The 25,061-nt window shown below is 54.5% G+C and carries 19 protein-coding genes and 4 pseudogenes; 11 read left to right on the top strand and 12 right to left on the bottom strand.

Annotation, left to right across the window (positions count from 1 at the left end):
• From F7Q90_RS19450 to F7Q90_RS19470, 6 genes and pseudogenes are all read left to right on the top strand, one after another.
• Positions 1 to 164: transposase domain-containing protein (locus tag F7Q90_RS19450; protein ID WP_151161046.1), on the top strand; the 164-nt coding region annotated here is incomplete at its 5' end.
• 17 nt (positions 165 to 181) lie between these two features.
• The gene (locus tag F7Q90_RS19455) at positions 182 to 1,252 is read left to right on the top strand and encodes an MATE family efflux transporter (RefSeq protein WP_237166102.1); all 1,071 of its coding nucleotides are present in this window, start codon (positions 182 to 184) and stop codon (positions 1,250 to 1,252) included.
• Between the two features lie 372 nt (positions 1,253 to 1,624).
• Positions 1,625 to 1,732, top strand: coding sequence for a glycosyltransferase (locus F7Q90_RS27725; protein ID WP_335671942.1), 108 nt, complete (start codon positions 1,625 to 1,627; stop codon positions 1,730 to 1,732).
• 159 nt (positions 1,733 to 1,891) lie between these two features.
• Positions 1,892 to 2,902 (top strand): annotated as a pseudogene (locus F7Q90_RS19460) (methyl-accepting chemotaxis protein); the annotation flags it as partial.
• A 170-nt stretch (positions 2,903 to 3,072) separates the two neighbouring features.
• Positions 3,073 to 3,192: pseudogene (locus F7Q90_RS19465) on the top strand (hypothetical protein); the annotation flags it as partial.
• 230 nt (positions 3,193 to 3,422) lie between these two features.
• Entirely contained in the window at positions 3,423 to 4,835 is a 1,413-nt protein-coding gene (locus tag F7Q90_RS19470; protein WP_006121598.1) for an MFS transporter, read from the top strand.
• A gap of 42 nt (positions 4,836 to 4,877) precedes the next feature.
• Here F7Q90_RS19470 and F7Q90_RS19475 read toward each other — a convergent pair whose 3' ends face one another.
• The 3 genes from F7Q90_RS19475 to F7Q90_RS19485 are packed head-to-tail and all read right to left on the bottom strand — an operon-like array spanning position 4,878 to position 8,718.
• A complete protein-coding gene (locus F7Q90_RS19475; protein WP_006121597.1) occupies positions 4,878 to 6,188 on the bottom strand; it encodes a c-type cytochrome in 1,311 nt (436 codons plus the stop codon).
• A gap of 11 nt (positions 6,189 to 6,199) precedes the next feature.
• Entirely contained in the window at positions 6,200 to 7,984 is a 1,785-nt protein-coding gene (locus tag F7Q90_RS19480) for a GMC family oxidoreductase (protein ID WP_006121596.1), read from the bottom strand.
• Between the two features lie 2 nt (positions 7,985 to 7,986).
• The gene (locus F7Q90_RS19485; RefSeq protein ID WP_006121595.1) at positions 7,987 to 8,718 is read right to left on the bottom strand and encodes a gluconate 2-dehydrogenase subunit 3 family protein; all 732 of its coding nucleotides are present in this window, start codon (positions 8,716 to 8,718) and stop codon (positions 7,987 to 7,989) included.
• A gap of 275 nt (positions 8,719 to 8,993) precedes the next feature.
• Here F7Q90_RS19485 and sbmA point away from each other — a divergent pair, with 275 nt between their 5' ends.
• Positions 8,994 to 10,241 carry a peptide antibiotic transporter SbmA gene (gene sbmA, locus F7Q90_RS19490; RefSeq protein ID WP_006121594.1) on the top strand — a complete coding sequence of 416 codons (1,248 nt, stop codon included), beginning with the start codon at positions 8,994 to 8,996 and terminating at the stop codon, positions 10,239 to 10,241.
• Between the two features lie 368 nt (positions 10,242 to 10,609).
• On the opposite strand, the gene F7Q90_RS19495 is transcribed toward sbmA, so the two are convergent.
• From F7Q90_RS19495 to gltP, 5 genes and pseudogenes are all read right to left on the bottom strand, one after another.
• Positions 10,610 to 10,819: a YdgH/BhsA/McbA family protein gene (locus tag F7Q90_RS19495; protein ID WP_006121592.1), complete on the bottom strand. Its 210-nt coding sequence runs from the start codon at positions 10,817 to 10,819 to the stop codon at positions 10,610 to 10,612.
• Positions 10,820 to 11,306: 487 nt separating this feature from the next.
• A pseudogene (locus F7Q90_RS19500) lies at positions 11,307 to 12,851 on the bottom strand (methyl-accepting chemotaxis protein).
• Positions 12,852 to 13,175: 324 nt separating this feature from the next.
• Positions 13,176 to 14,600: a PTS N-acetylmuramic acid transporter subunit IIBC gene (gene murP, locus F7Q90_RS19505; RefSeq protein WP_006121591.1), complete on the bottom strand. Its 1,425-nt coding sequence runs from the start codon at positions 14,598 to 14,600 to the stop codon at positions 13,176 to 13,178.
• A complete protein-coding gene (gene murQ / locus F7Q90_RS19510; protein WP_044242956.1) occupies positions 14,600 to 15,511 on the bottom strand; it encodes an N-acetylmuramic acid 6-phosphate etherase in 912 nt (303 codons plus the stop codon). The genes murP and murQ overlap by 1 nt, the downstream gene beginning before the upstream one ends.
• Positions 15,512 to 15,671: 160 nt before the next feature.
• Positions 15,672 to 16,973, bottom strand: a complete 1,302-nt coding sequence (gene gltP, locus F7Q90_RS19515) for a glutamate/aspartate:proton symporter GltP (protein ID WP_006121589.1) — start codon at positions 16,971 to 16,973, stop codon at positions 15,672 to 15,674.
• 583 nt (positions 16,974 to 17,556) lie between these two features.
• On the opposite strand from gltP, the gene acs reads away from it, so the two are divergent.
• From acs to F7Q90_RS19530, 3 genes are all read left to right on the top strand, one after another.
• Positions 17,557 to 19,512 (top strand): acetate--CoA ligase, encoded by a 1,956-nt coding sequence (gene acs, locus F7Q90_RS19520; protein WP_006121587.1) that lies wholly within the window; start codon positions 17,557 to 17,559, stop codon positions 19,510 to 19,512.
• Positions 19,513 to 19,646: 134 nt separating this feature from the next.
• A complete protein-coding gene (locus F7Q90_RS19525; protein ID WP_006121586.1) occupies positions 19,647 to 19,976 on the top strand; it encodes a DUF485 domain-containing protein in 330 nt (109 codons plus the stop codon).
• Positions 19,973 to 21,628, top strand: coding sequence for a cation acetate symporter (locus F7Q90_RS19530; RefSeq protein ID WP_006121585.1), 1,656 nt, complete (start codon positions 19,973 to 19,975; stop codon positions 21,626 to 21,628). The genes F7Q90_RS19525 and F7Q90_RS19530 overlap by 4 nt, the downstream gene beginning before the upstream one ends.
• A gap of 67 nt (positions 21,629 to 21,695) precedes the next feature.
• Here the strand turns inward: F7Q90_RS19530 and F7Q90_RS19535 are convergent, their stop codons facing one another.
• From F7Q90_RS19535 to F7Q90_RS19545, 3 genes are all read right to left on the bottom strand, one after another.
• Entirely contained in the window at positions 21,696 to 22,241 is a 546-nt protein-coding gene (locus tag F7Q90_RS19535; RefSeq protein ID WP_006121584.1) for a YfaZ family outer membrane protein, read from the bottom strand.
• A gap of 164 nt (positions 22,242 to 22,405) precedes the next feature.
• Positions 22,406 to 23,101 (bottom strand): LrgB family protein, encoded by a 696-nt coding sequence (locus F7Q90_RS19540; protein ID WP_006121582.1) that lies wholly within the window; start codon positions 23,099 to 23,101, stop codon positions 22,406 to 22,408.
• Complete coding sequence (locus tag F7Q90_RS19545) at positions 23,094 to 23,519, bottom strand: CidA/LrgA family protein (protein ID WP_006121581.1); 426 nt, start codon at positions 23,517 to 23,519, stop codon at positions 23,094 to 23,096. The genes F7Q90_RS19540 and F7Q90_RS19545 overlap by 8 nt, the downstream gene beginning before the upstream one ends.
• Before the next feature lie 101 nt (positions 23,520 to 23,620).
• Here F7Q90_RS19545 and F7Q90_RS19550 point away from each other — a divergent pair, with 101 nt between their 5' ends.
• Complete coding sequence (locus tag F7Q90_RS19550; protein WP_006121580.1) at positions 23,621 to 24,523, top strand: LysR family transcriptional regulator; 903 nt, start codon at positions 23,621 to 23,623, stop codon at positions 24,521 to 24,523.
• A 59-nt stretch (positions 24,524 to 24,582) separates the two neighbouring features.
• On the opposite strand, the pseudogene F7Q90_RS19555 reads toward F7Q90_RS19550, so the two are convergent.
• Positions 24,583 to 24,933: pseudogene (locus tag F7Q90_RS19555) on the bottom strand (Na+/H+ antiporter); the annotation flags it as partial.
• Positions 24,934 to 25,061: the final 128 nt, after the last annotated feature.

The raw sequence follows: 25,061 nt of genomic DNA on the forward strand, positions 1-25,061 counted from the left end.
GCGGAGAACGTGCGGCGATCCTCTACTCTCTGATCGTCACCTGCCGGCTTAACGGCGTTGACCCCGAGACGTGGTTGCGTTACGTCATCGGTCATATACAGGACTGGCCGGTGAACCGGGTCCGCGATCTGCTGCCATGGAAGGTCGAGCTTCCCTCTGCCTGAACGTCAATACGGTCTGAATGCGACGCTTACTTTTGGTGTTTAGCCTTTACTGTGTGCTCTCTACCATTGGCATTGTGGTGATGCGGGAAGAGATGAACTCGCAAGCGTTTGTCTTTATCTGCGCGGCGGCACTGGCTTGTCTGTTCTCGGCTATCGATCTGGTTAATATCTACAATGAAGCGGTGTTGAATGCGAAGCTGAACGTGATGGCTAACCTTACCGGTCTCCTGATCAGTCTGGCTATCCGTTATGGGATTTCCTGGTTCCAGCTCAAACCGGAATTGCTGGCCATTCCCATTGTGCTGGCTACCTTCATTCCTTTCCTGATCAAACTCTGTGTGTTTAGCTGGCACCAACGACGTACGCATGAGAAGCCGCCGCTTCCCCGACTCACTCATATCCGACGTTACAGCGGTTATATTTTGCAGGCCGGACGATCCCTGGTGCTGTCGGTGATTGCGATTACGATTTATACCCGGCTTAACCAGCTCAGCGTTTCATGGTTCTTAGGGTTAAAAGAGGCGGGCATCTTTTCTGTCGCGATGACGCTGTCGGTGGCCTGGGTCTTTTTACCCAACGCTTTACTTGCCTCGTTTTATCCCGCGTTGTTTGCCGAACGTGATCCTGATGTGGCGATTGTCCGCGCGCAGAAGTTACAGCTAATGGTCATTGCCGTGTCGGGGGCCGTTATCGGCGGTATTGCCCTGATCGGCCCCTGGTTTATCCGGCATTTCTACGGCGCAGCTTACACCGAAGCGATTGCTCCGATGGTGTTATTAAGCATCGGCGCCATGTTTGGTGTACTAAGCAGCGTCATGGATCGCTTCATTATTAAATACAATGGCTATCGCTACCTGATCAAAAAAACGTTCTGTGTGCTGGCGGTATGTCTGATCACGACGGTGACACTGGTGCCAGCCTTCGGCATTACTGGCGGCGCCATAAGTGTGGTGATTACTGAGTTTATGGCCTTTACGCTGTTAAACTATTTTTTCCGTGGGCAGCCGATGATGAAGATTCACAAAATATTCATTCAACCCGGAAAACTATGGTTTCTCATTAATCGCTCGCTCTTTTCTGGGCGGTGATGCAGATATTTCTTAAAGATATGCATTGTAAGACGTTTAAATAAAACGTCTTGAACGGTATCTTTAATATAACGCGTTTTTTATCTGCGCGTGAGTAACGTTAATATCCTGCCATGTGGCGGGAGGATGTACCCTGCCTGTTCGTTTTTTTTAATTATCGCTTAATAAAAATGAAAGCGTATCTTCATGATCCGAATAATGCCCGTTTACGGTCAGTTTAATTTCGCGCTTTTATAATCTTAGAGTGGGTTAATAAATAATTAGATGCTTATTTTCTTTTCGGTTATCAGGAAAAGGAAAGGCTTTTATTTTCATTATCTTTTTCGCCTTTTTAAGGGCGGCAGGCATTAGGGCTGGTTACGTGGTTTTGAAATGAATGATAAATATTTATTCAGTATAATAATACCTGTTTATAATGCTGAAAAGACGATTATGCGTACTCTGCAAAGTCTTCTCCTTCAGACAGGCTTTGTTGAATAATAGGTAATCATTCTGTTTTGTCTGCACTGTTTTGGTAGAAAACGCTGATGCCAGACAGAACACCGTCATACGCAAGCATGTAACGCATTGATTTTATGTTATCTGAAACAACCGTTTTCATAGTACCACAGCATAAAATCCATTTATTCAACAAAGCCAAACCAGATCGCAAACGTCGTGCGCCTGGATCGCCAGTATGAAATTGTCCTGGACAAGGTGCTGGCACAACATGAAGCCTTTGCGAAGAAGCTCAATACGGATGCCCAGAGCAACTTTTCCTCTGGGATCCTGTTGTTAGTCGTATTTGGTGTGCTGTTTCTTGCCATTATCGTGGCCATACTGGTCTTTGTCAGACGCTATATTTTATCGCCGCTTGATCACGCCAAAGCCCACTGCAGCCAGATTGCCGCAGGAATTCTGGACAAACCGGTGCCGGTCAACACCGGTTCAAAGAGCGAGATTCAGCAGTTAATGACCTCTATGGAAAGCATGCGTACCGCGCTGACCGGCATTATTACCCGCGTCCGCCAGGCAACCCAGGCGGTCTCTTTCGCCTCGCAGGAAATTGCCAGCGGCAACGTTGACCTAGCCTCGCGCACGGAACAGCAGGCCGCAGCCCTGACCGAAACGGCCGCCAGTATGGAGCAGCTGGGCGCGACCGTGAAACAGAATACAGACAATGTCTTTGAAGCCTGCCGTCTGGCCAGCGAAGCCGTGAAGAATGCGGAGAGCGGCGAACACGTGTCCCAGCAGGTCATCGTTTCCATGTCAAAAATTAACGAGAGTTCGAAAAAAATCGAAGACATCACCAACGTCATTAACGGCATAGCGTTCCAGACCAATATTCTGGCGTTGAACGCGGCCGTTGAAGCCGCGCGAGCCGGTGAGCAAGGTCGCGGATTTGCCGTGGTAGCGGGCGAAGTACGCAATCTCGCCCAGCGCAGTGCGGTGGCGGCAAAAGAAATTGAAGGACTGATTGCAGAATCTGTGGCGACAATCCGGGTCGGCTCCGATCAGGTCAGCCAGACCGGTGAAGCGATGAATGCAATTATTGCCTCGGTCGGCCGGGTCAACGTTCTGATGGATCACATTTCGACGGCCTCCAATGAGCAGCATCATGGTATCAGCCAGATTGAAAAGGCGGTGACCGAAATGGACAGCGTGACCCGGCTTTGTTGAATAAATGGATTTTATGCTGTGGTACTATGAAAACGGTTGTTTCAGATAACATAAAATCAATGCGTTACATGCTTGCGTATGACGGTGTTCTGTCTGGCATCAGCGTTTTCTACCAAAACAGTGCAGACAAAACAGAATGATTACCTATTATTCAACAAAGCCGCGTGACCCAGCAAAACGCCGCACTGGTGCAGGAATCGGCCGCCGCGTCCGCGTCGCTGGAGGAGCAGGCGCAGTACCTGACACATTTCGTGTCGGCGTTCCGTCTGGCTGACGCCTAATCGCATCTGACTTGACCTTATTTCTCTCTGCACCGCGTCTGAACGCTGACCGCCCATCCGATCCAGCCATAACTGGACTCTGCCCTGTTAAAAATTCACCACTATTCCTATCGGCAAGAATCAGAGAATTGATTATTCTGCTGCTTCCTGCTCGCGAACGGGCACCTGTTTCAAAGCGATTATTGCCTGTAGTGAGAATGGCCATCATCCTTACATGAGGTTTACTCTAAATGACACCAGCCTTGACTTCAGGGATGGCACCGACGTCTGCCTCGTCGACTGCCCATACCAGCTTAGCCGGGCGCATTGACGCGCTGCCCTCTTCAGGCGGTTTGTGGCGATTCATCTCGCTACTGGCGTTAGGCGGCTTTTTTGAACTCTACGATCTGTTTGAAACCGGCTATATCAGCACAGGGTTACTGGCCGCCGGCATTTTCCATGCGGGCAGCGCCGGTATTCTGGGCATTACCGATCAGGCCGCATTTGCGTCGGCGACCTTTCTGGGCTTATTTATGGGGGCCAGTTTGCTTACGCCTTTTGCCGATCGGTTTGGCCGTCGGCTGACCTTTATCTGTGCGTTAGCCTGGTACGGATTTTTCTCGTTACTGATGGCGTTTCAGCACAGCGCAGAGATGGTGATTCTGTGTCGCTTTTTGGTCGGTATTGGGTTGGGCGTGGAGCTGGTAACCATCGACACCTACCTGAGCGAATGGGTGCCCACGCATCTGCGTAACCGGGCGTTTGCCTTCTCCTTTTTTATTCAGTTTTTATCGGTGCCAACAGTGGCGCTCATGTCATGGTGGCTGATGCCGCAACATATTCTGGGCCTGGAGGGCTGGCGTTGGGTGGTCATCGCGGGCGCTGTCTGCTCGCTGATTATCTGGCTGGTGCGTAAAAACCTGCCGGAATCCGCCCGCTGGCTGGCCCAGCAGGGACGGCATGAAGACGCCCATGCCGTGATGTCGGCCATGGAAAAACGCTGCGGCATCGTGCCCGGCCAACACCTGACGCACTCACAGCCTGCGGCAGCCTCTGACACGAAAAGCCGCTTCCGCGACATCTGGGCTCCGCGCTACCGTAACCGCACCCTGATGCTGGTGATAATGAACTTCTTCCAGGCGATTGGCTTCTACGGCTTTGGTAACTGGCTGCCTGCGCTGCTGTCCGGGCAGGGTACGTCCATTACCCATAGCCTGCTGTATGCCTTTTTTATCACGCTGGCCTATCCCATCGGCTCGTTGATTTGTGGCAGCTTTACCAGCCAGCTTGAGAATAAATGGCAAATCGTCCTTTCTTCGCTGATGACAGTGGTGTTTGGTACGCTGTTTGCCCTGCAGACGAACCCGGTGTTGCTGGTGATATGCGGATTTTTGATCACCTTCTCTAATGCCTGGCTGACCTGCAGTTATCATGCTTACCAGACCGAGATTTTCCCGACCGCTATCCGCGCCCGAGCAGTAGGTTTTTGCTACTCCTTTAGTCGGTTATCGACCGCCTTTAGCAGTCTTCTGATCGGCGTGATTTTGCAGCACACCGGTACGCATGGCGTCATCGCCTTTATTGTATTGAGCATGCTGATGGTGATGCTGTCGGTGGGCGTTTTTGGTCCTAAGACGCGCGGTATGACGCTGGAAAATATTTGATCGTGCAGCCTTCCCCGGTGGGGGAAGGCTGCAACGTACGTGTTACTTGCCTTCTAACACCTTGATATCTGAACTGCCCTGACGATCTTTCACATCCTTGCGCAGGTCAGCCACCTGCTTCGCGGTGACCGTTCCCGGTACGTTATTGCCCCAGCTGTGACGGATGAAGTTCACCACGTCCGCGACCTGTTGATCGTTCAGACGCCAGCCAAAGGCAGGCATGGTAATCGTTGACGGCGCGCCCTTCACCCCACGCAGCTCGCCTCCGACCAGCACAATGTGAATCAGCGAGGTCGGATCGTCCGCCATCACCACCGGGTTGCCGCGCAGCGCGGGATAAAAGCGTGTATAACCGCTGCCGTCCGTTTTATGGCAGGCCGCACAGCTGTCGATATAGGCCACAGCGCCTGTCTGGCTGTCATCGCCTTTCCATAAGGCCTTCGCGGTCGCGTCATCCACGCTAAAAGCCACCTGATGCGGATCTTTCGCACCCAGCGACTTCAGGTAACGGGCAATCGCCGTGATGTCGTCATCCGTCAGGTGCTGCAGGCTGTGATCAACCACATCCACCATGCCGCCAAAGGCTGAGGTGTGATCGTTACGGCCATAGCGCAGGAACTGGCGCAGGTCATGCTCACTCCAGCGGCCCAGGCCGTCACGGTTGTCCCCGCGCAGGTTGCTGGCGGTCCAGCCATCAATCGGCGCACTGCTGCCCGCCAGATAATCGTTACTGTCGGCGTTGGTTAACGCTTTCTCCTGCATGGTCACGCTACGCGGCGTATGGCAGGCACCGCAGTGACCCAGCCCTTCTACCAGATAACGGCCTCGCGCCAGCGTCGGATCCTCCTGCGCGGCAGGCTGGAACGCTTTTACATCCGGTGCGAACAGGTTGCGCCAGATCGCCAGCGGCCAGCGCATCGACAGAGGCCAGGGGATATCGCTCGCTTTGTTGGCCTGACTGACAGGGGCGACGCCATGCATGAAGTAGGCATACAGCGCCTTCATGTCCTCATCGCTGACCACCGCATAAGAGGGATAAGGCATGGCGGGATAGAGCGTATCGCCATTTTTCGCAATACCGTGCCGCACGGCTTTCTGAAAGTCATCGTAGCTGTAATCACCAATCCCGGTCGATTTATCCGGCGTGATGTTCGTTGAGTAGATCGTGCCAATCGGCGTGGCCATCGGCAAGCCACCTGCGAAGGGCTTGCCGCCTTCACTGCTGTGGCAGGCGACACAGTCGCCCGCGCGGGCCAGATACTCGCCGCGTTTTATCAGATCGCTAGTGCTCTCATCGGCCAGGGCAACAAAGGAAATACCGCCCAGAATCAGGGCTAAAATGCCGTTTTTCATCGCCATCATCCTTATGCCTGCACCAGAGGGCCTGGGTTTTTCAGATACTGCTCGCGAATCGCTTTCGCTGACCAGTAAGTCAATGCCGCCACCATACCGGTGGGGTTATAGCCGAGTCCCTGAGGAAACGCCGATGCGCCAGGCACAAAGACGTTAGGCACATCCCAGCTTTGCAGATAGCGGTTAACCGCGCTGGTTTTAGGATCCTCACCCATAATCGCCCCGCCGCTGATGTGGGTGGTCTGGTAGACGGTGGTGTCGAAATGTGTGCCGGGTTTTTTAGCCCCGCCAATGATCATTTTCGGGTTCATGGCTTCGGCGATTTTATGCATTTTCCCCACCATAAACTGCGCCATCTTGATGTCATTTTCCTGCCAGTCAAACGTCATACGCAGCAGTGGCTGACCGTAGGCGTCTTTATAATTCGGGTCCAGATCCAGATAGTTCACGCGGTAAGACTGGTGCGCACCATGGGCATCCATAGAAAGGTGATGCGTGTACGTATCGGCAACGGCGGCCTTCCACTGGCTACCCCAGTTAGGTGTTCCCGGCGGGGTGGGCAGACCCGAGATGGGTTTGGTGCCCGCCTGATTGACCCAGAATGGCGATCCACCGACAAAACCGTGCGGCCCGTGGTCAAAGTTATCGGCGTTGAAATCATCCACGCCGACACCGGCACCGCCTGCCCCAATAAACGGGTTGGTGGTGGTGTTTTTGTCGAACAGCGCTTTCAGCGTCGACAGATTCTGGTAGGCAAAGTTGCGTCCGACCGTGCCTTCGTTAGTGATCGGGTTGTAAGGCTGGCCAATGCCGGACAGCAGCATTAAGTGGACATTGTGGAACTGGAAGGCTGACAGGATGACCAGATCTGCCGGTTGCACATGTTCACGCCCCTGCGCGTCTACATAGGTGACGCCGGTAGCGCGTTTCTTATCGTCCGTGAGGTTGACGCGCAGCACATAAGCATTATTGCGCAGCTCAAACTTTGGCTCCTGACGCAGCGCAGGCAGGATATTCACATTAGGTGAGGCCTTGGAATACATATAGCAGGCGTAACCGCTGCAGTAGCCGCAGAAGTTGCACGGTCCCATCTGCGCGCCATAGGTGTTAGTATAAGGACCTGAGGTATTCGCCGAGGGCAGATCGTAAGGATGATAGCCTACTGACTCGGCGGCCTGGGCAAACAGCTGTGCTGACCAGGTGCGCTTTTGCGCGGGCAACGGAAAGTTGTCAGAGCGATCGGGCGCAAACGGGTTACCGCCTTTGTCTTTGCCGACAACCTTACCCTGAATACTCCAGGCACTACCGGAGGTGCCAAACACTTTTTCTGCTTTATCAAAAAATGGCTCCAGCTCCTGGTAGTCCACGCCGAAATCCTGAATGGTCATCCCTTCAGGAATAAACTTTTTACCGTAGCGCGCCTCATAGTGGCTGCGAAGTTTTAGCTCAACCGGATCGACCCGAAAATGTACACCTGACCAGTGCAGTCCTGCACCACCGGTGCCGGTGCCCGGCAGGAAAGCCGCTAACTGGCGATACGGCACGGCAGTCTGTGACGCATCATGACGGATAGTGACGGTGCTTTTGGACAGATCCTGGAACAGCTTTTTCCGGATGTTATAGGTCAGTTCATCAATCGACTGTGGATAGGATCCATCGGGATAGGTATCACGATGCGGACCGCGTTCCAGTGCCAGCACATTCAGACCGGCCTCGGTCAGCTCTTTGGCCATAATGGCCCCTGCCCAGCCAAAGCCGACAATCACGGCATCCACTTTCTTTAATTCATTTGCCATGCTCAGCTTCTCTCTCCACGAATCGACACTGACGGGAACGGATACCGTTCACCGCGCTCTACCCAGTCCATAAAATCGGCGCGGGCGCCAGGGAAGTTGATGAGCTTCCAGCCCACCATGCCCTGATTGCCACCGTGGATCGGATCGCTAAAGAAGCCTTCACGGGTGTTTTGCAGGAGATAAGAGAAAAACACGCTGGCGGGGAGCTGGCTGAAATGGGCCTTGCCGCTCTCCATCGCCTGAAGCGCCGCATCCTGCTGTTCAGCGTTCAGTTGGGCAAAGACCTTACCGTACTGCTGCCGGCTATACTGGTCGGCGTCGGCCAGGCCGAGACGGTAAATCTGCTGCAGTACCAGCGGCAGCTGATAGCCCATTTCTTTGGGGAGATCCGGGTTAAAGGGGCCCTGCATATACCAGTTGGCCCCGGTGGCATAAGGCGTATTCATCTGGCGATCGATAAACTCCGGCACGCCCGCTTCCAGCGCGCCCGGACCGCGTTCATCGGCGGGGATCAGCCGCGCCACGGCAGCGTTGATAAACACAAATTCCTCGGCAGTAAACCAACTGGGTTGATAGTCTCGGGCGACCTGGCTTTCGGCAGGCGTTGCGGCCTGTGCCTGAGCGGGTGCAGAAAAGGCACCCAATGCGCTGCTGCCTACCGCCACTGCGGGCGCCAGGGTGATGGTCTTCAGCAAAAAATCCCTGCGTGAATGACCCTTTTTCTGGTCTGACATGACATTGCCTCATCACCGCATCAACTGCGGTACGAAAAAGAGAAGTGAATGCGCGTTGTAGTGGTTTTTATTTGCGGATTTCGGGTACAACAAGCTGTTACCGGTAACAGTGGCGCTAAGTGTAACACCATTACCGACAAATACTCAGTTTAAGGAAACAAAAAAGCACAATTTCATTAACATATAAGTTGTCAATGTCATGTTCAGAAACAACAGGCTACAGACAGATGGCCGTTAAGACGTTATAAAAGCGATTACACAACAGCGGAGTACCTATGTTTAAGTCTTTCTTTCCACGACCTGGGCCGTTTTTCAGTTCGGCGGCCATCTGGAGTTTACTGGCGATTTTTGCCTGGTTTGGCTTTGCCAGCGATTTACCGGCCCATTTCTGGCCTGCGTTTCAGGCCGCCATCAGGCAGCCCCTGCCCACGACGGTGATGCGCTTTATTGCGCCGGGTGAGTTATGGTTCTATGGCTATTACTGGCTGATGGTTGCCCTGTTCGCTCTTGCGTGGCGCATCATTGATAACCATCCCTGGCAGCGCTGGTCGGTCTGGGGCTCCGCGCTGATTATTTTTGTGACCTGGTTTGGCGTCCAGGTTGGCGTGGCCGTCAATGCCTGGTATGGCCCGTTCTACGATTTAATTCAAAAAGCACTGACGAAAGCCGGTTCGGTACAGATTGCCGAATTTTATGCTCAGGTCATCGCCTTCCTGGGTATCGCGTTGATTGCGGTGGTCATTGGCGTGATGAATGCTTTTTTCATCAGTCACTGGGTATTCCGCTGGCGCACTGCGATGAATAATTACTATATGCATCACTGGCAGCGCCTGCGCCACGTTGAAGGCGCGGCACAGCGTGTGCAGGAAGATACCATGCGCTTTGCTACCACGCTGGAAGGCTGGGGCGTGAGTTTCATTCAGGCCATTATGACCCTGGTGGCGTTTTTACCCGTTCTGGTGGCGCTTTCACATCATGTAAAAAGTATCCCGATTCTGGGCAGCATCCCCTATGCGCTGGTGATCGCGGCGGTGTTGTGGTCACTCTTTGGTACGGCGCTGCTGGCGCTGGTGGGCATTAAGCTTCCCGGCCTGGAGTTCCGTAACCAGCGCGTCGAAGCGGCTTATCGTAAAGAGCTGGTTTACGGCGAAGATCATGCCGATCGCGCCACGCCGCCGACCGTAAAAGTGCTGTTCCACAATGTGCGGATTAACTATTTCCGTCTCTATTTTCACTATCTTTACTTCAATATCAGCCGCATCCTTTATCTGCAGGTGGATAACGTGTTCGGGCTGTTCCTGTTGTTCCCGTCTATTGTGGCCGGTGCCATTACGCTGGGCCTGCTGAACCAGATCACCAACGTGTTTGACCAGGTTCGGGGATCGTTCCAGTACCTCATTACCTCGTGGTCCACCCTGGTCGAGTTAATGTCGATCTATAAACGTCTGCGCAGTTTTGAACAGATTCTGGACGATGTGCCGCACCATGAAATGATGCACGACGCTTCTGAAGAGGTGTCATAACCTTTCTGGTCGCCTGGGGTAGTTGCCGCAGGCGACCAGCGGTCGATTCCGCATTGTCTCCCCCACTTTCCTTTTCCTTCTCCTGCCATTCATTGCGCATGATGCCGCGGTGTTGTCCGTTCAGGACGACATCCGCGCCCGGGTTATCGCCGGTACGCGCAGCATCGAGGGATGATGGCGCGCATACAAGGGGCTTTTCTGGCAAAGGCTGAACGGTTAAGCGAACGATCTGTTGGTCAAAGAGACAGGCCCGATGGGGCAGAATGATGCCGGAAAGCGGAGTAGAGGCGGTAAAGTGACAGGTTCTGTTGCGCTAAAAACGGAGCCAGGACGCCGTCAGGCGTCCTGTCAGCACAGACGTTCAAGGCTTATTTATACAGCTCAGCCGTCATGTGCACACCGTTGTTGGTGTTCGCTTCGGTGATCTTATAGGAAGCACCAGCATCCTGCGCCTGAGCAGCAATTTTCGCTTCTGCGCTGTCCAGTGTTGAGCCGGTCGCCGTCACAGTTTGTGCAAAAGCCGCAGCAGGCAGAATAGTCAGGGCGATTAAAGCAGCAAAAGTTTTGATAGTTTTCATGATCAATTCCTCGGTCTTTTTCGTTTAGATAAGGCTACATGCCTTGTGTGAAAGCATAATAGGACGAATATCGCACAAGAAAAAGCAGAGGGTTTTGCTCATATCATTCAATAAAACTGAAAATGAAAAGCACGTTTAGCGCTGTTTAAACACGAAAGGTTAAATGACTACACCTTGCATAGCAGGCAGTATTAATGACTACCTGTGCGCCTGACGACTTTCGCCCAGCGCTATGCTGTTATGTCACAAGACGGCAAAGACAGGCGTTACGCCGTGATCGGCTGTAGGTGCTGTGAGACAAGTGAGGCCGTGGTGGGATGTTGGCTGAGGGTACGCAATTGGGCAGCAGAAGAGACGATTAGGACGGGAAAGCCTCTTAGCGATCATGCCGTACCAGACGGCATGATCACGGTTCGCACCCTGCGCGCGCGAAGAGCGTGATCACGCCGAATGGCACAACACCATCCGGTGGCAGGCCGGTCAAAACTTAGCGGAACACGCTGATCGCTTCCACCAGACGGTTAGCCTGATGGGTCATACGGCCCGACGCTTCTGCGCTTTCCTGAACGCGGGCGGCGTTTTGATGGGTAATATCGTCCAGATCTTCTACCGCCGTGCTGACTTCACTGAGCGCGGTCGCCTGTTCCGCCGTGGCCGCGCTGATTTAGGCAACGAGCGAAGTGACGTTCTGCACCTGCTGCACAATATCCTGCATGGTATGTCCCGCAGCACCGGCGTGCTCGTTGCCTGAACTGACCCGGCTGGCGCTGGTTTCCACCAGCGCTTTAATCTCGCTGGCGGCTTTTGCGCTGCGCTGTGCAAGGCTGCGTACTTCGCCAGCCACAACGGCGAAGCCTTTACCCTGCTCACCCGCGCGTGCCGCCTCAACGGCGGCGTTCAGCGCCAGAATATTGGTCTGGAACGCGATGCTGTCGATTACGCTGGTGATGCTGGCAATACGTTCTGAGCTGTCGGCGATATCCGCCATCATACTCATCATCTCTTTCATCACCTCGCCACCTTTGCTTGCCGCATCGCTGGTATTGACGGAGAGCGAATTCACCTCCTGGGCCGTTTGCGTATTACTCTTCACGGTGGAGGTCATTTCGTTCATGGTCGCGGCCGTTTGCTGCACGTTCGCTGCGGCCTGTTCGGTCCGGCGGCTCAGTTCATTGTTACTGCGGGCGATGGCGTCACTGGCGCTCAGCACGTTAATCGCCTGGCCACTCACATCGTCCACCAGCCAGCGGAACATCAGCCCTAGCTGTCCAATGGCGCGCAACGTCAGCCCCACCTCGTCAATGCGGTCCATCTGCTCCACCTGGTGACTGGCCCCGGTGGCCACGCGCAGTGCCTGTTTGCACATGCGCTCAACAGGACGGGAAATTTGCTGCTCCAGCCACAGGCTGGCAAGCAGCAACAGAACGGCCATGCCGCCCGCAAATCCGCTCAACGCCAGCGGTGCCATTCCCAGCGCCCAGACGCCTGCGACGGACAGCGGCAGTAAAGCCAGCAGCGCCGTTCGGATGCGCCAGCGCAGTGGCAGCGTTTTTAAGATCGAGCCGAGGCGGCGCCAGCCGCTGCGGACAATTAATCCTTTGTGAAAACGGCGGCCTTGCGCGCGACCTTCACGAAAATCACGGTAGAGTGCTTCACTGGCTTTCACGTCTTGTGCGGATGGCTTCGTCCGCACCGACATATAACCCTGCACCTGACCATTACGCACCACCGGAATCGCGTTCGCCCGCACCCAGTAGTGATCCCCGTTTTTGCGGCGGTTTTTCACCAGCGCTGTCCAGGGTTCGCCCTGTTTTAACGTCGCCCACATATCGGCAAAAGCTTCGGGTGGCATATCCGGGTGACGCACCATATTGTGCGGCTGCCCTTTGACCTCATCAGATGAAAAGCCACTGGCTTCAACGAATGCATCATTGGCATAGGTGATATAGCTGTTGAGATCGGTCGTTGTCATCAGTGTGACATGATCGTCATACACATATTCACGCTGAGAAACAGGTTGGTTGTTGCGCATAGGAGTCCTTGATAGTACCAGTCAGACTTGCACCAGAAGCATGGATGAAAGCACGTGAAAGGTAAGCTTTACCTTTTTTTATGTTTTCGGCAGTGGCGCATTTACACTTTAGTGCTACGCGTTAATTTATTGCATTAAAAAAGCCACTCAGTAGCGGCTTCGTTTACTCACGGGAATTTTTAACCCATTACATTTTAACGATTTACTTTAACGCAACTGATTAGCGCGCAGCACCATCCCACACGCGCCCGGCGCGTGACATCCGCAGTGAGACTAACGTCTTACCGTACCGCTTGACGGGTTAATAGCGCATTCCTTATGGATTCAGCTTAAATCGACATCCCGTAAGCCAAACCACCACGTCAGTACAAAGCCACTGACCCAGGCCACGATCAAACCGCCCAGGTACACGGCCATGCCAGCAAAAATGCCCTGATGCGAGGTCATTAACGGAAGCGTGACCAGACCCGAAGGACCAAATACCGTATTCATGCCGACCGGCAGCCCCAGCCAGGCCACCAGACCGATAAAAAATCCGCCCACTGCCCCGCCGCCGCAGGCCGTGATAAAGGGTCTGAGCCGCGGTAGCGTGACGCCATAAATCAGCGGTTCACCCACGCCCAGCAAGCCGGGCACGATGGCGCCTTTTATCTGGGTGCGCAACAACGCGCCTTTTTCCGCTTTACACCAGAGCGCCAGTGCGGCCCCCACCTGACCGGCACCGGCCATAGCCAGAACAGGGAACAGTGAATTAAATCCCTGGGTTTCCATCAGCGCAAAATAGACCGGAATAAATCCCTGATGAATGCCAAACATCACGGCGATCAAAAACAGCCCAGCCAGCAGGGCGCACCCGAAGCAACTGTTATTGAGGTGGATAAACAACCACGACATTCCTTCAAACAGCTCGCCGCCGAGCGGCATGATGAGCAGATAAGTCAGCGCGCCCGTGATTAATAAGGTTAACAGGGCGGTAAGAATCATATCCAGGTTATCCGGGATGACCTTGCGCAACTGCCTTTCCAGCCAGCCACCAAACATCGCGGCCAGCAGCACACCGATAATGTTGCCACGCGGATCGATAGTCAGACCAAAAAAGCTGTCCATACCGCTGTAATAGCCGACCTTCGCATCGGGCACATAGCCCAGAAGAAACAGCGAGGCGATAATGGCCCCGTTTACGCCGGTGCCACCAAAGGCTTTTTGCGCGTTATAGCCAATCAGGATGCTGAGAAAGGTGAATAACCCTTTACTGAACACTTTCATATAGGCCACGGTGTGCAGTAAGCCTGCAGGATGTGCGCCCGGCGTGCTGAGGTGCAGGCTTTGCTCAATCAGCGTGGCGAATCCCAGCAGTAAACCTGCGGCGATAAAGCCGGGGATGAGCGGTGTGAAAAGGGTGGCGAAACGTGCCAGAAACTGATGCACTGCGCGGGTCTGTCTGGCCTTTATCTGCTGTTTTTGTTGCGCAGCCACCTGTTGCAGATTCGGTGCCCCCTGTGAAAGCAGCAAATGCATCCGTTCCGCCGCCGTTTGCGCCTTGCCGGGACCGAGCACGATCTGCAGTTGATCGTCACCCTTGATGACACCCAGCACGCCAGGCAAACCTTTCAGCCGGGCGATGTCAGCCTGATTCTGCTTCAGCGTCAGGCGTAAACGGGTCATACAATGGCCGCAAACGGCAATATTGTCTGCGCCGCCTGCTGCCTGCACGATAGCGTGCAGAAGTGCATCGGTCACGTCCGCCATCAGCGTGCTCCCGCAGCCTGTAGCGCCCGACGAATAAAGCCCTGATGTTGGGTCAGCAACGTTTTTGCCTCATCAGCACTCAGTTCCGCCAGCACCATGAGAATGGCGGTTTTGCAGTGCCCGCCGCAGGCCGCCAGGGCGGCACTGGCGCAGGCTTCGTCACAATCAGTAGCCTGCATCACAATATTGACCTGGCGCTGTACCAGCTTCTGGTTCGTGGCTTCAACGTCCACCATCAGATTGCCGAAGACTTTGCCTGTACGAATCATCGCGCCGGTCGTCAGCATATTCAGGACCAGCTTCTGTGCGGTCCCCGCCTTCATGCGTGATGACCCCGTCACCACTTCAGGCCCGACCACGGGCGTCAGGGCAATATCGGCGACGTCAGCCATTTTGCTGTGCGGATTACAGGTCAGCGCAACCGTCATCGCCCCACATTGCCGGGCGTAATCGAGCGCGCCCAGAACATAAGGCGTGCGTCCACTGGCAGCGATGCCCACCAGCACGTCCTGCTGGCTGAAGTGGATGTCTTTCAGATCCTGCGCGCCTTGCGCCACATTATCTTCAGCGTTTTCCACCGCCTGCAAAATGGCCTGATGGCCCCCGGCAATCAGGCCAGTCACCTGCTCAGGCGGTGTGCCAAAAGTTGGTGGGCATTCACTTGCATCCAGGATCCCCAGGCGGCCGGAGGTGCCCGCGCCCACGTATATCAGTCGCCCACCGGCCTGAAAGGCGGCGCAGATAATATCCACAGCGCGGGCGATAGCCGGCACAATAGCCTCAACGGCCAGCGCAACTTTTTTATCTTCATCATTAATGACGCGAAGCATCGCTTCCGTGCTCATTTCGTCAATATTCAGGCTGACCGGATTGCGCCCTTCCGTGACCATCTGACTGAGATCAATTTTCACGCTTGTTCTCCACAGGAATAATTTATTCTGGATATTTTTAACACAGCGAATGAAAAATTCATCCTTTCCAGCTGCTTTTTTGTGACGCCGTGAGCGGTGCAGCCAGACAGAATAAAAAAAAGGCCCAACCATCGTTGAGCCTTTGATTTGCTAATCCGCATTAAGGCGCGGTTTGCGTCCGTAACTGCAATTCATACGCTTTCGCCTGCTCTGCATCGAACTGGTTTTCCCAGCGGGCAATCACCAGCACCGCCAGGGCGTTACCCACGACATTCAGCGCGGTACGGGCCATATCCATGATGCGGTCAACGCCAGCAATAAACGCCAGTCCTTCCAGCGGAATACCGACGCTGCCAAGCGTCGCCAGCAGGACGACAAACGAAACGCCTGGCACGCCTGCAATCCCTTTAGAGGTCACCATCAGCGTCAGCACCAGGATGATTTCATCAGTCAGTGACAGGTCGATACCGTACAGTTGCGCGATGAAAATCGCGGCGATACTTTGGTATAACGTTGAACCATCCAGGTTAAACGAGTAGCCGGTGGGCACGACGAAGCTGGTGATGGCTTTTGGTGCACCGTAAGCTTCCATCTTCTCCATGATGCGTGGCAGCACGGTTTCAGAACTGGAGGTCGAGTAGGACAGGATCAGCTCGTCTTTTAAAATGCGCATCAGCGTAGTAATGCGCAGTTTGCAGAAGCGTGCTACCGCCCCCAGCACCACAAACGCAAAGAACAGGATAGCGACATAGACCAGCAACACCAGCTTCGCGAGTGGCCACAGCGAGGCAAAACCAAAGTTAGCAATCGTCACGGCGATCAAAGCAAACACGCCCACTGGCGCGTAGCGCATGATCATATGCGTCACTTTAAACATGGTTTCAGACACGCCGCGGAACAGGTTGACCAGCGGATCGCGCTGTTCGGAGGGCAGGGCCGACAGCCCCAGACCAAACAGGACCGAGAAGAAAATAATCGGCAGCATTTCACCCTTCGCCATCGCGGCAAAGATGTTCTGCGGGATCAAAGAAAGGATGGTCGCAACCAGACTGTGCGTCCCTTCCTGTACCTGCGCCGTCGTGGCTTCATATTTAGAGATGTCCACCGTTGCCAGCGTAGACATATCAATGCCAGTGCCGGGCTTAAACACATTTGCCAGGGTAATCCCGACCACAATGGCAACGGTGGTAATCACTTCAAAGTACACAATGGTTTTGAGACCAATACGACCCAGCTTTTTCGCATCACCAACACCGGCTATACCGACAATCAGGGATGAAATCACGATAGGCACGACAATCATCTTTATCAGGTGAATAAAGATATCGCCCGCCGGGCTGAGAATATTATTGACTAACCATTCACGATCATCTGGCTGATTATGCAATACGGCACCCACGATGATGCCGAGCACCAGTGCTATCAGAATCTGCCACGCAAGGCTGATTTTAAAACCTTTCATAACGCGTAATTTCCTCAGTCAAAACCCGTTTCTCTCTACTGCGAAGGTGCAGAAGACAATACACACAGGGAAGTGAGCAAAAAGCCCGGTAAAGTAGAGGGTGTTTTAGACAGCGTCCCGCATTGCGATGCGATGATTTCTAAACCCATTTCAGACGCGGTCTGAGTTGATACCTGATTATCAGGGGCGAGATAAGTACCATTTTCGCTGCAGTAAATGCAACCCTTGGTGGCTTCGATTAAAACTTAACCATCTCTTAAGCATAAAATGCTGATGCGGCTATTTATTCCTAACCTGCTGTTATGAAAAGTAAACTTTCGATAAGTTTTCGCATAGCTATTCAGATTGTGGGCAAACGCTACGCGGTTCGTTCGCTGCTTTTTTAAACAGCGCAAGACACAATATGTTGCAATCTAAATCCCTATCTTTTGCATGGCGTTAGCGCGTTTTTCATTCTTTTGCGACGTTTTTATGTCAACAAGGTTAACGCGTGATCTATGGCGCAAAAAAGAAACAAATCTTGTTGCTCTGCTTCACTTAACTATTGATTGACATATGATTAACATCTTCAAGGAGAATCGCTATGAGCCAAAATCATAACTATCCTGTTCCAGAAAATATCGCAGCAACCGCGCTGATTACGGCCGAACAGTATCAGGCGATGTACCAGCAGTCTGTTACCGATCCAGAAACCTTCTGGGGGGAACAAGGTAAAATCCTCGACTGGATAAAACCTTACAGCAAAGTCAAAAACACCTCATTTGCGCCCGGCAATATTTCAATTCGTTGGTATGAAGACGGCACGCTCAATCTGGCCGCCAACTGCCTGGATCGCCATCTGGCTACCCGGGGCGATCATCCCGCCATTATCTGGGAAGGCGACGATGCCAGTGAAAGCAAAATCCTGACCTTCCGTCAGCTGCATGCTGATGTGTGCCGCTTTGCCAATGTGCTGGAACTGCTTGGCGTTAAAAAAGGCGACGTCGTGGCGATTTATATGCCCATGGTGCCCGAGGCCGCCGTCGCGATGCTGGCCTGTGCTCGCATCGGGGCGGTGCACTCCGTCATTTTCGGTGGCTTCTCACCGGAAGCCGTCGCGGGCCGGGTGATCGACTCCAGCGCATCATTGATTGTGACAGCCGACGAAGGCGTACGCGCGGGCCGCACGATTCCACTGAAGAAAAATGTGGATGATGCATTAAAAAATCCCAATGTGAACAGCGTGAAAAACGTGGTGGTCTTTCAACGTACCGGCAAAGATGTCGGCTGGGTTGAAGGACGCGATCGGCACTGGCATGAGCTGATGCAGAACGCCAGCACCAACCACTCTGCCGCCGAAATGCAGGCCGAAGATCCACTGTTTATTCTCTACACCTCCGGTTCAACCGGTAAGCCTAAAGGCGTACTGCATACCACGGGGGGCTATCTGGTTTACGCCGCCACGACCTTTAAATTTGTCTTTGATTATCATCAGGATGATGTTTACTGGTGTACGGCGGACGTGGGCTGGGTCACCGGCCACAGCTATCTGCTCTATGGTCCCCTGGCCTGTGGGGCCACAACGCTGATGTTTGAAGGCGTGCCAAACTGGCCGACGCCAGCCCGCATGGGCCAGGTGATTGATAAGCACAAGGTGACCCTGTTGTATACCGCGCCTACCGCTATCCGCGCGCTGATGGCGGAAGGGGATAAAGCGATTGAGGGCACCGACCGTAGCAGCCTGCGTATCATGGGTTCAGTGGGCGAGCCCATTAACCCGGAAGCCTGGGAGTGGTATCACAAAAAAATCGGCAACAGCCGGTGTCCGATTGTCGATACCTGGTGGCAGACAGAGACCGGCGGTTTCATGATTACGCCGTTGCCGGGTGCCACCGTGCTGAAACCCGGCTCGGCGACCACGCCGTTCTTCGGCGTCCAGCCTGCCCTGGTGGATAACGAAGGCAATCCTCAGGACGGCGCCTGTGAAGGTAATCTGGTAATCACGGATTCCTGGCCAGGTCAGGCGCGTACGCTGTTTGGCGATCATGAACGTTTCGAGCAGACCTACTTTTCGACCTTTAAAAATGCCTATTTCAGCGGCGATGGCGCGCGACGTGATGAGGACGGCTACTACTGGATCACTGGCCGTGTGGATGACGTACTGAACGTGTCTGGGCACCGCCTGGGCACCGCCGAGATCGAATCCGCGCTGGTGTCGCATCCGAAAATTGCCGAAGCGGCCGTGGTAGGTATTCCGCACAGCATTAAGGGCCAGGCTATTTATGCCTATATCACCCTGAATCACGGGGAAGAGCCCTCACCGGAGCTTTATACCGAGGTCCGTAACTGGGTGCGTAAAGAGATTGGCCCGATTGCCACGCCTGATGTACTGCACTGGACGGATTCGCTGCCAAAAACCCGTTCCGGCAAAATCATGCGCCGTATTCTGCGCAAGATTGCCGCAGGCGATACCAGTAATTTAGGCGATACCTCCACGCTGGCCGATCCTGGCGTCGTTGAGAAACTGCTTGAAGAGAAACAATCCATCACCCTGCCGTAATACCACGCCGGCGGAAAGCATCAGGCTTTCCTCCACCGCTTCCCTACGTAGTGTGTTTCTGTAGTCACAAAAAAATATAACGCATTCACGCCGTTGCGTGAGGTCCACGCCTGCAAGCTTCTGGAGATAATGTGATGAACGATGCCCTGCCCGAACAGGAAAGAATCTACCAACAAATTGAAAAAAATCCGCGCTTTCAGGAGTTGGTCCATAAGCGCCAGTCCTTTGCCCTGCTGCTGTCGCTAATCATGCTGGTGCTCTATGTCGGCTTTATTCTGCTGATTGCGTTTGCTCCCGGCTGGTTAGGTACGCCGCTGCATGCCGGTACCAACGTGACGCGCGGTATTCCGATTGGCGTGGGCCTGATCGTTATCTCCTTTTTACTGACCGGCGTGTATGTCTGGCGCGCCAATGGCGAGTTTGATCGCCTGACAAAGGCTATCCTCCGCGAGGTAAAACCATGATGCGTCTTATGCTGTGGATGCTGGCCGCCCTCCTGCCCTTTTCCGCCCTGGCCGCCGATGCGATTACCGGGGCGGTGCAGAAGCAGGCCGTTAATTATCAGGCCATTGTGATGTTTGTCATTTTTGTCGGTGCGACGCTGAGTATTACTTACTGGGCGTCAAAGCGAACCCGCTCGCGTAGCGATTATTATACGGCGGGCGGCAATATTACCGGCTTCCAGAATGGGCTGGCGATGGCCGGTGACTTTATGTCTGCCGCCTCCTTTCTGGGGATTTCTGCGCTGGTTTATACCTCGGGTTATGACGGCTTAATCTATTCGCTCGGTTTTCTGGTCGGCTGGCCGATGATCCTGTTCCTGATTGCCGAACGTCTGCGTAATCTGGGCCGGTATACCTTTGCCGATGTTGCCTCTTACCGCCTCAAACAAAAGCCCATTCGCACCCTGTCTGCCTGCGGCACACTGGTGGTGGTTGCGCTTTACCTGATTGCGCAGATGGTCGGTGCCGGTAAGCTGATTCAGTTACTGTTTGGTCTGAACTATCATATCGCCGTCATTCTGGTGGGCATTTTGATGGTGCTGTACGTGCTGTTTGGCGGGATGCTGGCGACGACCTGGGTCCAGATCATCAAAGCCGTTCTGCTGCTGTTCGGTGCCTCATTTATGGCGATTATGGTGATGAAAAGTACCGGCTTCAGCTTTAATACGTTGTTCACTGAGGCGATGGCAGTGCATCCGAAAGGGGCCGCCATTATGCAGCCTGGCGGGCTGGTTAAAGACCCGATCTCTGCCCTGTCGCTGGGGCTGGGGCTGATGTTTGGAACGGCGGGCTTACCGCATATCCTGATGCGTTTCTTTACCGTCGCCGATGCGAAAGAGGCGCGTAAAAGCGTTTTCTGGGCCACCGGCTTTATGGGTTACTTCTATTTCCTGACCTTTATCATCGGATTCGGTGCCATTTTACTGGTCGGAGCTAACCCGGCCTTTAAAGATGCTTCGGGTGCGCTGATTGGCGGCACCAATATGGCGGCAGTGCATCTGGCTAACGCCGTGGGCGGCAGTACCTTCCTGGGCTTTATTTCCGCCGTCGCTTTCGCCACGATTCTGGCGGTGGTGGCGGGCCTGACCCTGGCTGGCGCGTCGGCGGTGTCGCATGATTTGTACGCCAGCGTTTACCGTAAAGGCCAGGCCAGCGAGCGCGACGAACTGCGGGTATCGAAAATTACGGTGCTGGTGCTGGGCGCAGTAGCCATCGCGCTGGGCATTCTGTTTGAGAAGCAGAACATCGCGTTTATGGTGGGACTGGCCTTCTCGATCGCGGCCAGCTGTAACTTCCCGATTATCCTGCTGTCCATGTACTGGTCAAAGCTCACCACACGAGGTGCGATGGTGGGCGGCTGGCTGGGGCTGATCACGGCAGTGGTGCTGATGATCCTGGGACCCACGGTCTGGGTACAGGTGCTGGGACATGCTTCCCCCATTTACCCTTATGAATATCCGGCGCTGTTCTCCATTGCCATCGCCTTTATTGGCACCTGGCTGTTTTCCATTACCGACCATTCGCCGCAGGGCGCAGAAGAACGCTCCCGTTTCCGGGCACAGTTTATTCGTTCCCAGACGGGTTCAGGTATTGAGCAGGGTAAAGCACACTAATCTGTAGAACCTGCAATAAAAAAAGGGCAGCCACCGCCAGGTCGCTGCCCTTTTTCTCAGACCGCTGTCAGAAACGCAGTGACGCGCCGACGTACGGACCGTCGACCAGTACGTTATCTTTACGGCCACCTTTGTTATTCAGCTCGATATACTGATAACCGACGCGCAGGTTAAGCAGAGAAACAGGCGTGAAGCTCACACCACCGCTTGCCTCCTGATAGCTGTCCAGGTGGTCAGTCAGGCCTTCTGGTGCGTAATAGTACTGACCGAATAAGCCCCACATGCTGTTGATGTTGTACTGCGCGCTGCCGCCCAGCGCCACCGCAAATCCGTCTTTCCCGTCTTCAGGATGAGTAAAAATCGCCTTTGCGGTTGGCGCCAGGCGCAGATCGCCAACATCAACGTTGTAACCCAGTCCTGCACCGTAGGTGCTTCCGTCATGATCGCTACGTAACCAGTTGCCATTCAGGAACAGGCCCGGTGACGTGGTGCCCAGTCCGAGATTGAGATTCGTACTGTGCTCGCCCACATCCACGCTGCCTTCGATAGCCTGCGCAGCGCCGCTCAGCAACATAACGCTCAGCGCGCTTCCTGTGACAAGTTGTTTAAACATGATTCTACTCCATGAGGGGTCCAATAATTCCGCCTCAAGGGTAGCAGTCTGAAACGAGGTGACAACTTTATTTGGAAAGCTTTACGTAAAAAGTGATGTCATTCATGACAATCATGTCCGTCAGGTGGCCAGTGACGGCGGGCACCGCTGTGCCGTCTGCCGCCTTACTGTGCCCACATAATGTGCCCGATTAACGGTGCCAGAATCACCGTAACCACGCCGGATAACATCATCACCAGGCTAGACACGACGCCTTCCTGTTGGCCCAGCTGGTAAGCCCGCGCGGTGCCCGCACCGTGGGAGGCGGCCCCAAATCCAGCCCCTTTCGCCACGCTTTGCTGGATAGCAATGCGTAAAAACAGGACGTCGCCGACCGCCATGCCAAATACGCCAGTAATGACCACAAACAGCGCCACCAGATCGGGCTGTGCGCCCATGGGTTTGGCGGCCGCCAGGGCAAAAGGCGTGGTAATGGAGCGCACCGCCAGGCTGCGTTGCAGGCTTTCGGGCAAACTCAGCAAACGCGCCAGCCACACCGAGCTGCACACCGATACCATGGTGGCGGTCAGCACACCGGCGCTGAGCGATAACCAGTGGCGTTTTATCACGTCCATGTTTTCGTACACGGGCACTGCAAAGGCCATCGTGGCGGGCCCCAACAGCCACAGCAACCAGTGACTTTCGGCAATGTAGTTTTGCCAGCTGATATGGGTGACCAGCAACAGCAGCACCAGAATCATGGGCGTCATGATCAACGGCATCAGCAGCAGCGTTGGCCAGCGTCGATACAGCCGTTTATTCACGTAGTAGATCACTAACGTGGCGGCCGCGCACAGGAGGCTGATCGGCAAATCAGGCATCGTTGTTCTTCTTACGCGCCGCGCGCGCCACTTCAAACCGATAAAGCCGGTCCACAACCAGCGCCGTTGCCGCCAGCACCAGCGTGGTACTGACCGCAATCACCAGAAAAATTCGCCAGCCGTCCACCTGCAGGAGGTCCGCGTAGTTGATGACCGCAACCACCGCCGGGATAAAAAACAGTAGCATCTCTGCCAGCAACCAGCTTGCCCCGGCCTTTACCCAGCGCAGGGGTAAAATACGCAGCGCGATAAGCAACAGCAGCAGGAGCATGCCTACAACGTTGGCTGGCAGCGGCAAGTGCAGCCAGTTCACCAACTGTTCGCTGGCGATAAACAGCGAGATGTAGAGCGCCAGTTGTACCGGCACGCTCAGCCGGTTTATGTGGCAGACGTTCAGGCGACCCAAGGCCAGTGCCATTTGTCTTTCCCCTCTGGAATGAATGCGTCCAGTATAGATTTGCTGCATGGGGTGAAAGAAATGAATTAAAATTATTCAAATCATGCCAAAAGGGAATAGTTATGGACGTTCGCGCCCTGCGTTACTTTACCGAGGTCGTCCGCCAACAAAGCTTTACCCGGGCTGCACAGGCGTTGTTCGTGACGCAGCCGACAATCAGCAAAATGGTGCGCCAGTTAGAAGAGGAACTGGGCTGTGCCTTACTTCTGCGTGATGGTCGCCGCCTGCATCTGACGGACAGCGGTCAGGCGGTCTACCAACGCGGTCTGGCGATTCTGCAAGAGTTTCATCAGCTTGAGGCAGAGATAGGCGATATTAACGATCTGAAAACCGGCCAGTTGCGCCTCGGTATTCCCCCAATGGTGGGCATGCAGATTGCCGGTTCCGTCTCCGCGTTTCGCCGCCGCTATCCGGGCGTGGAACTCAACATTGCTGAATTTGGCGGGCTGACGGTGCAGGAAGCCGTGCTGGCCGGAACACTGGATATCGCCCTGACGGCGCTCCCGGTCGATCCCGAACTGCCCCTCGCCACCTTATCCCTTATGCGCCATCCGCTCTGTGTGTTGCTGCCGCGTAAGGCGCCCTGGCTACGTCGCACCCGGCTTTCACTCTCTGAGCTGGCGGCGCATCCGCTGCTTATCTTTAACGAAGAATTTTCACTGAACCGGCAGTTGATGCAGGCGTTTCAGCGTCAGGGAATAACGCCCACGATTGCCGTCCGAAGCGGGCAGTGGGATTTTCTGGCCGCCATGGTTCAGGCAGAGATGGGCCTGGCCATTCTGCCGGAACCCATTTGTCAGCGTTTAGATAAGCAGTCGTTACTGTGGCTGCCGCTGGCGTCTGAACTTCAGTGGCATCTGGGGCTGATTTGGCGGGAAGGAAGTTATCTGTCGCGCAGTGCGCAGGCGTGGATCGCCTGTTGCCGGGCCCACTGGCCCGATAATGCACCCCGCCTGTCTGTCTGATGCCCCCGCCTGCTCACCGCCGCACGGCGAAGCAGGCTGGGCCCGAAAGCGGCGGCGAGTTACGCCTCTTTCTCGATTAACAGCGCTTCCAGCAGATCCAGATCGTGCAGCAATTTTTGCATGGTCTCGTTCGAAATCGCCTTGGTGGCACGCAGGTGATAGACCTCCGCACGCTCGGCACGGAGCGCGGTCAGACGGAAACGGCGCTCCAGATTTTCGGCAAACAGGGCATGTTCAAGGTCATTTTTGCCCTCAGCACGACGGCGCAGATTCCCGGTCACGCGCAGGCTTACCTCTTTTAACAGCTCTGGATCGATGTTTTCATCGGTTTCTTTTTCGAGCCTGGCTTCCATTTTTTGCAGACTCTCAATCGCCGCCCCCGCCATTACCGCCTTCGCATGCTGTATTTCAGTAAGCGTCTTATTCAGACCGTCTGTGCAGCGCCCTCCGGTTCCGGGAAAATAGTGTCCATCATTTTTTAATGGACACTATCGCGTGAAACACCGGACATGGCTCCTTGAGGTACTTCGCCTCCACT

This window comes from Pantoea stewartii subsp. stewartii (assembly GCF_008801695.1).
Classification (GTDB): Bacteria; Pseudomonadota; Gammaproteobacteria; order Enterobacterales; family Enterobacteriaceae; genus Pantoea; species Pantoea stewartii.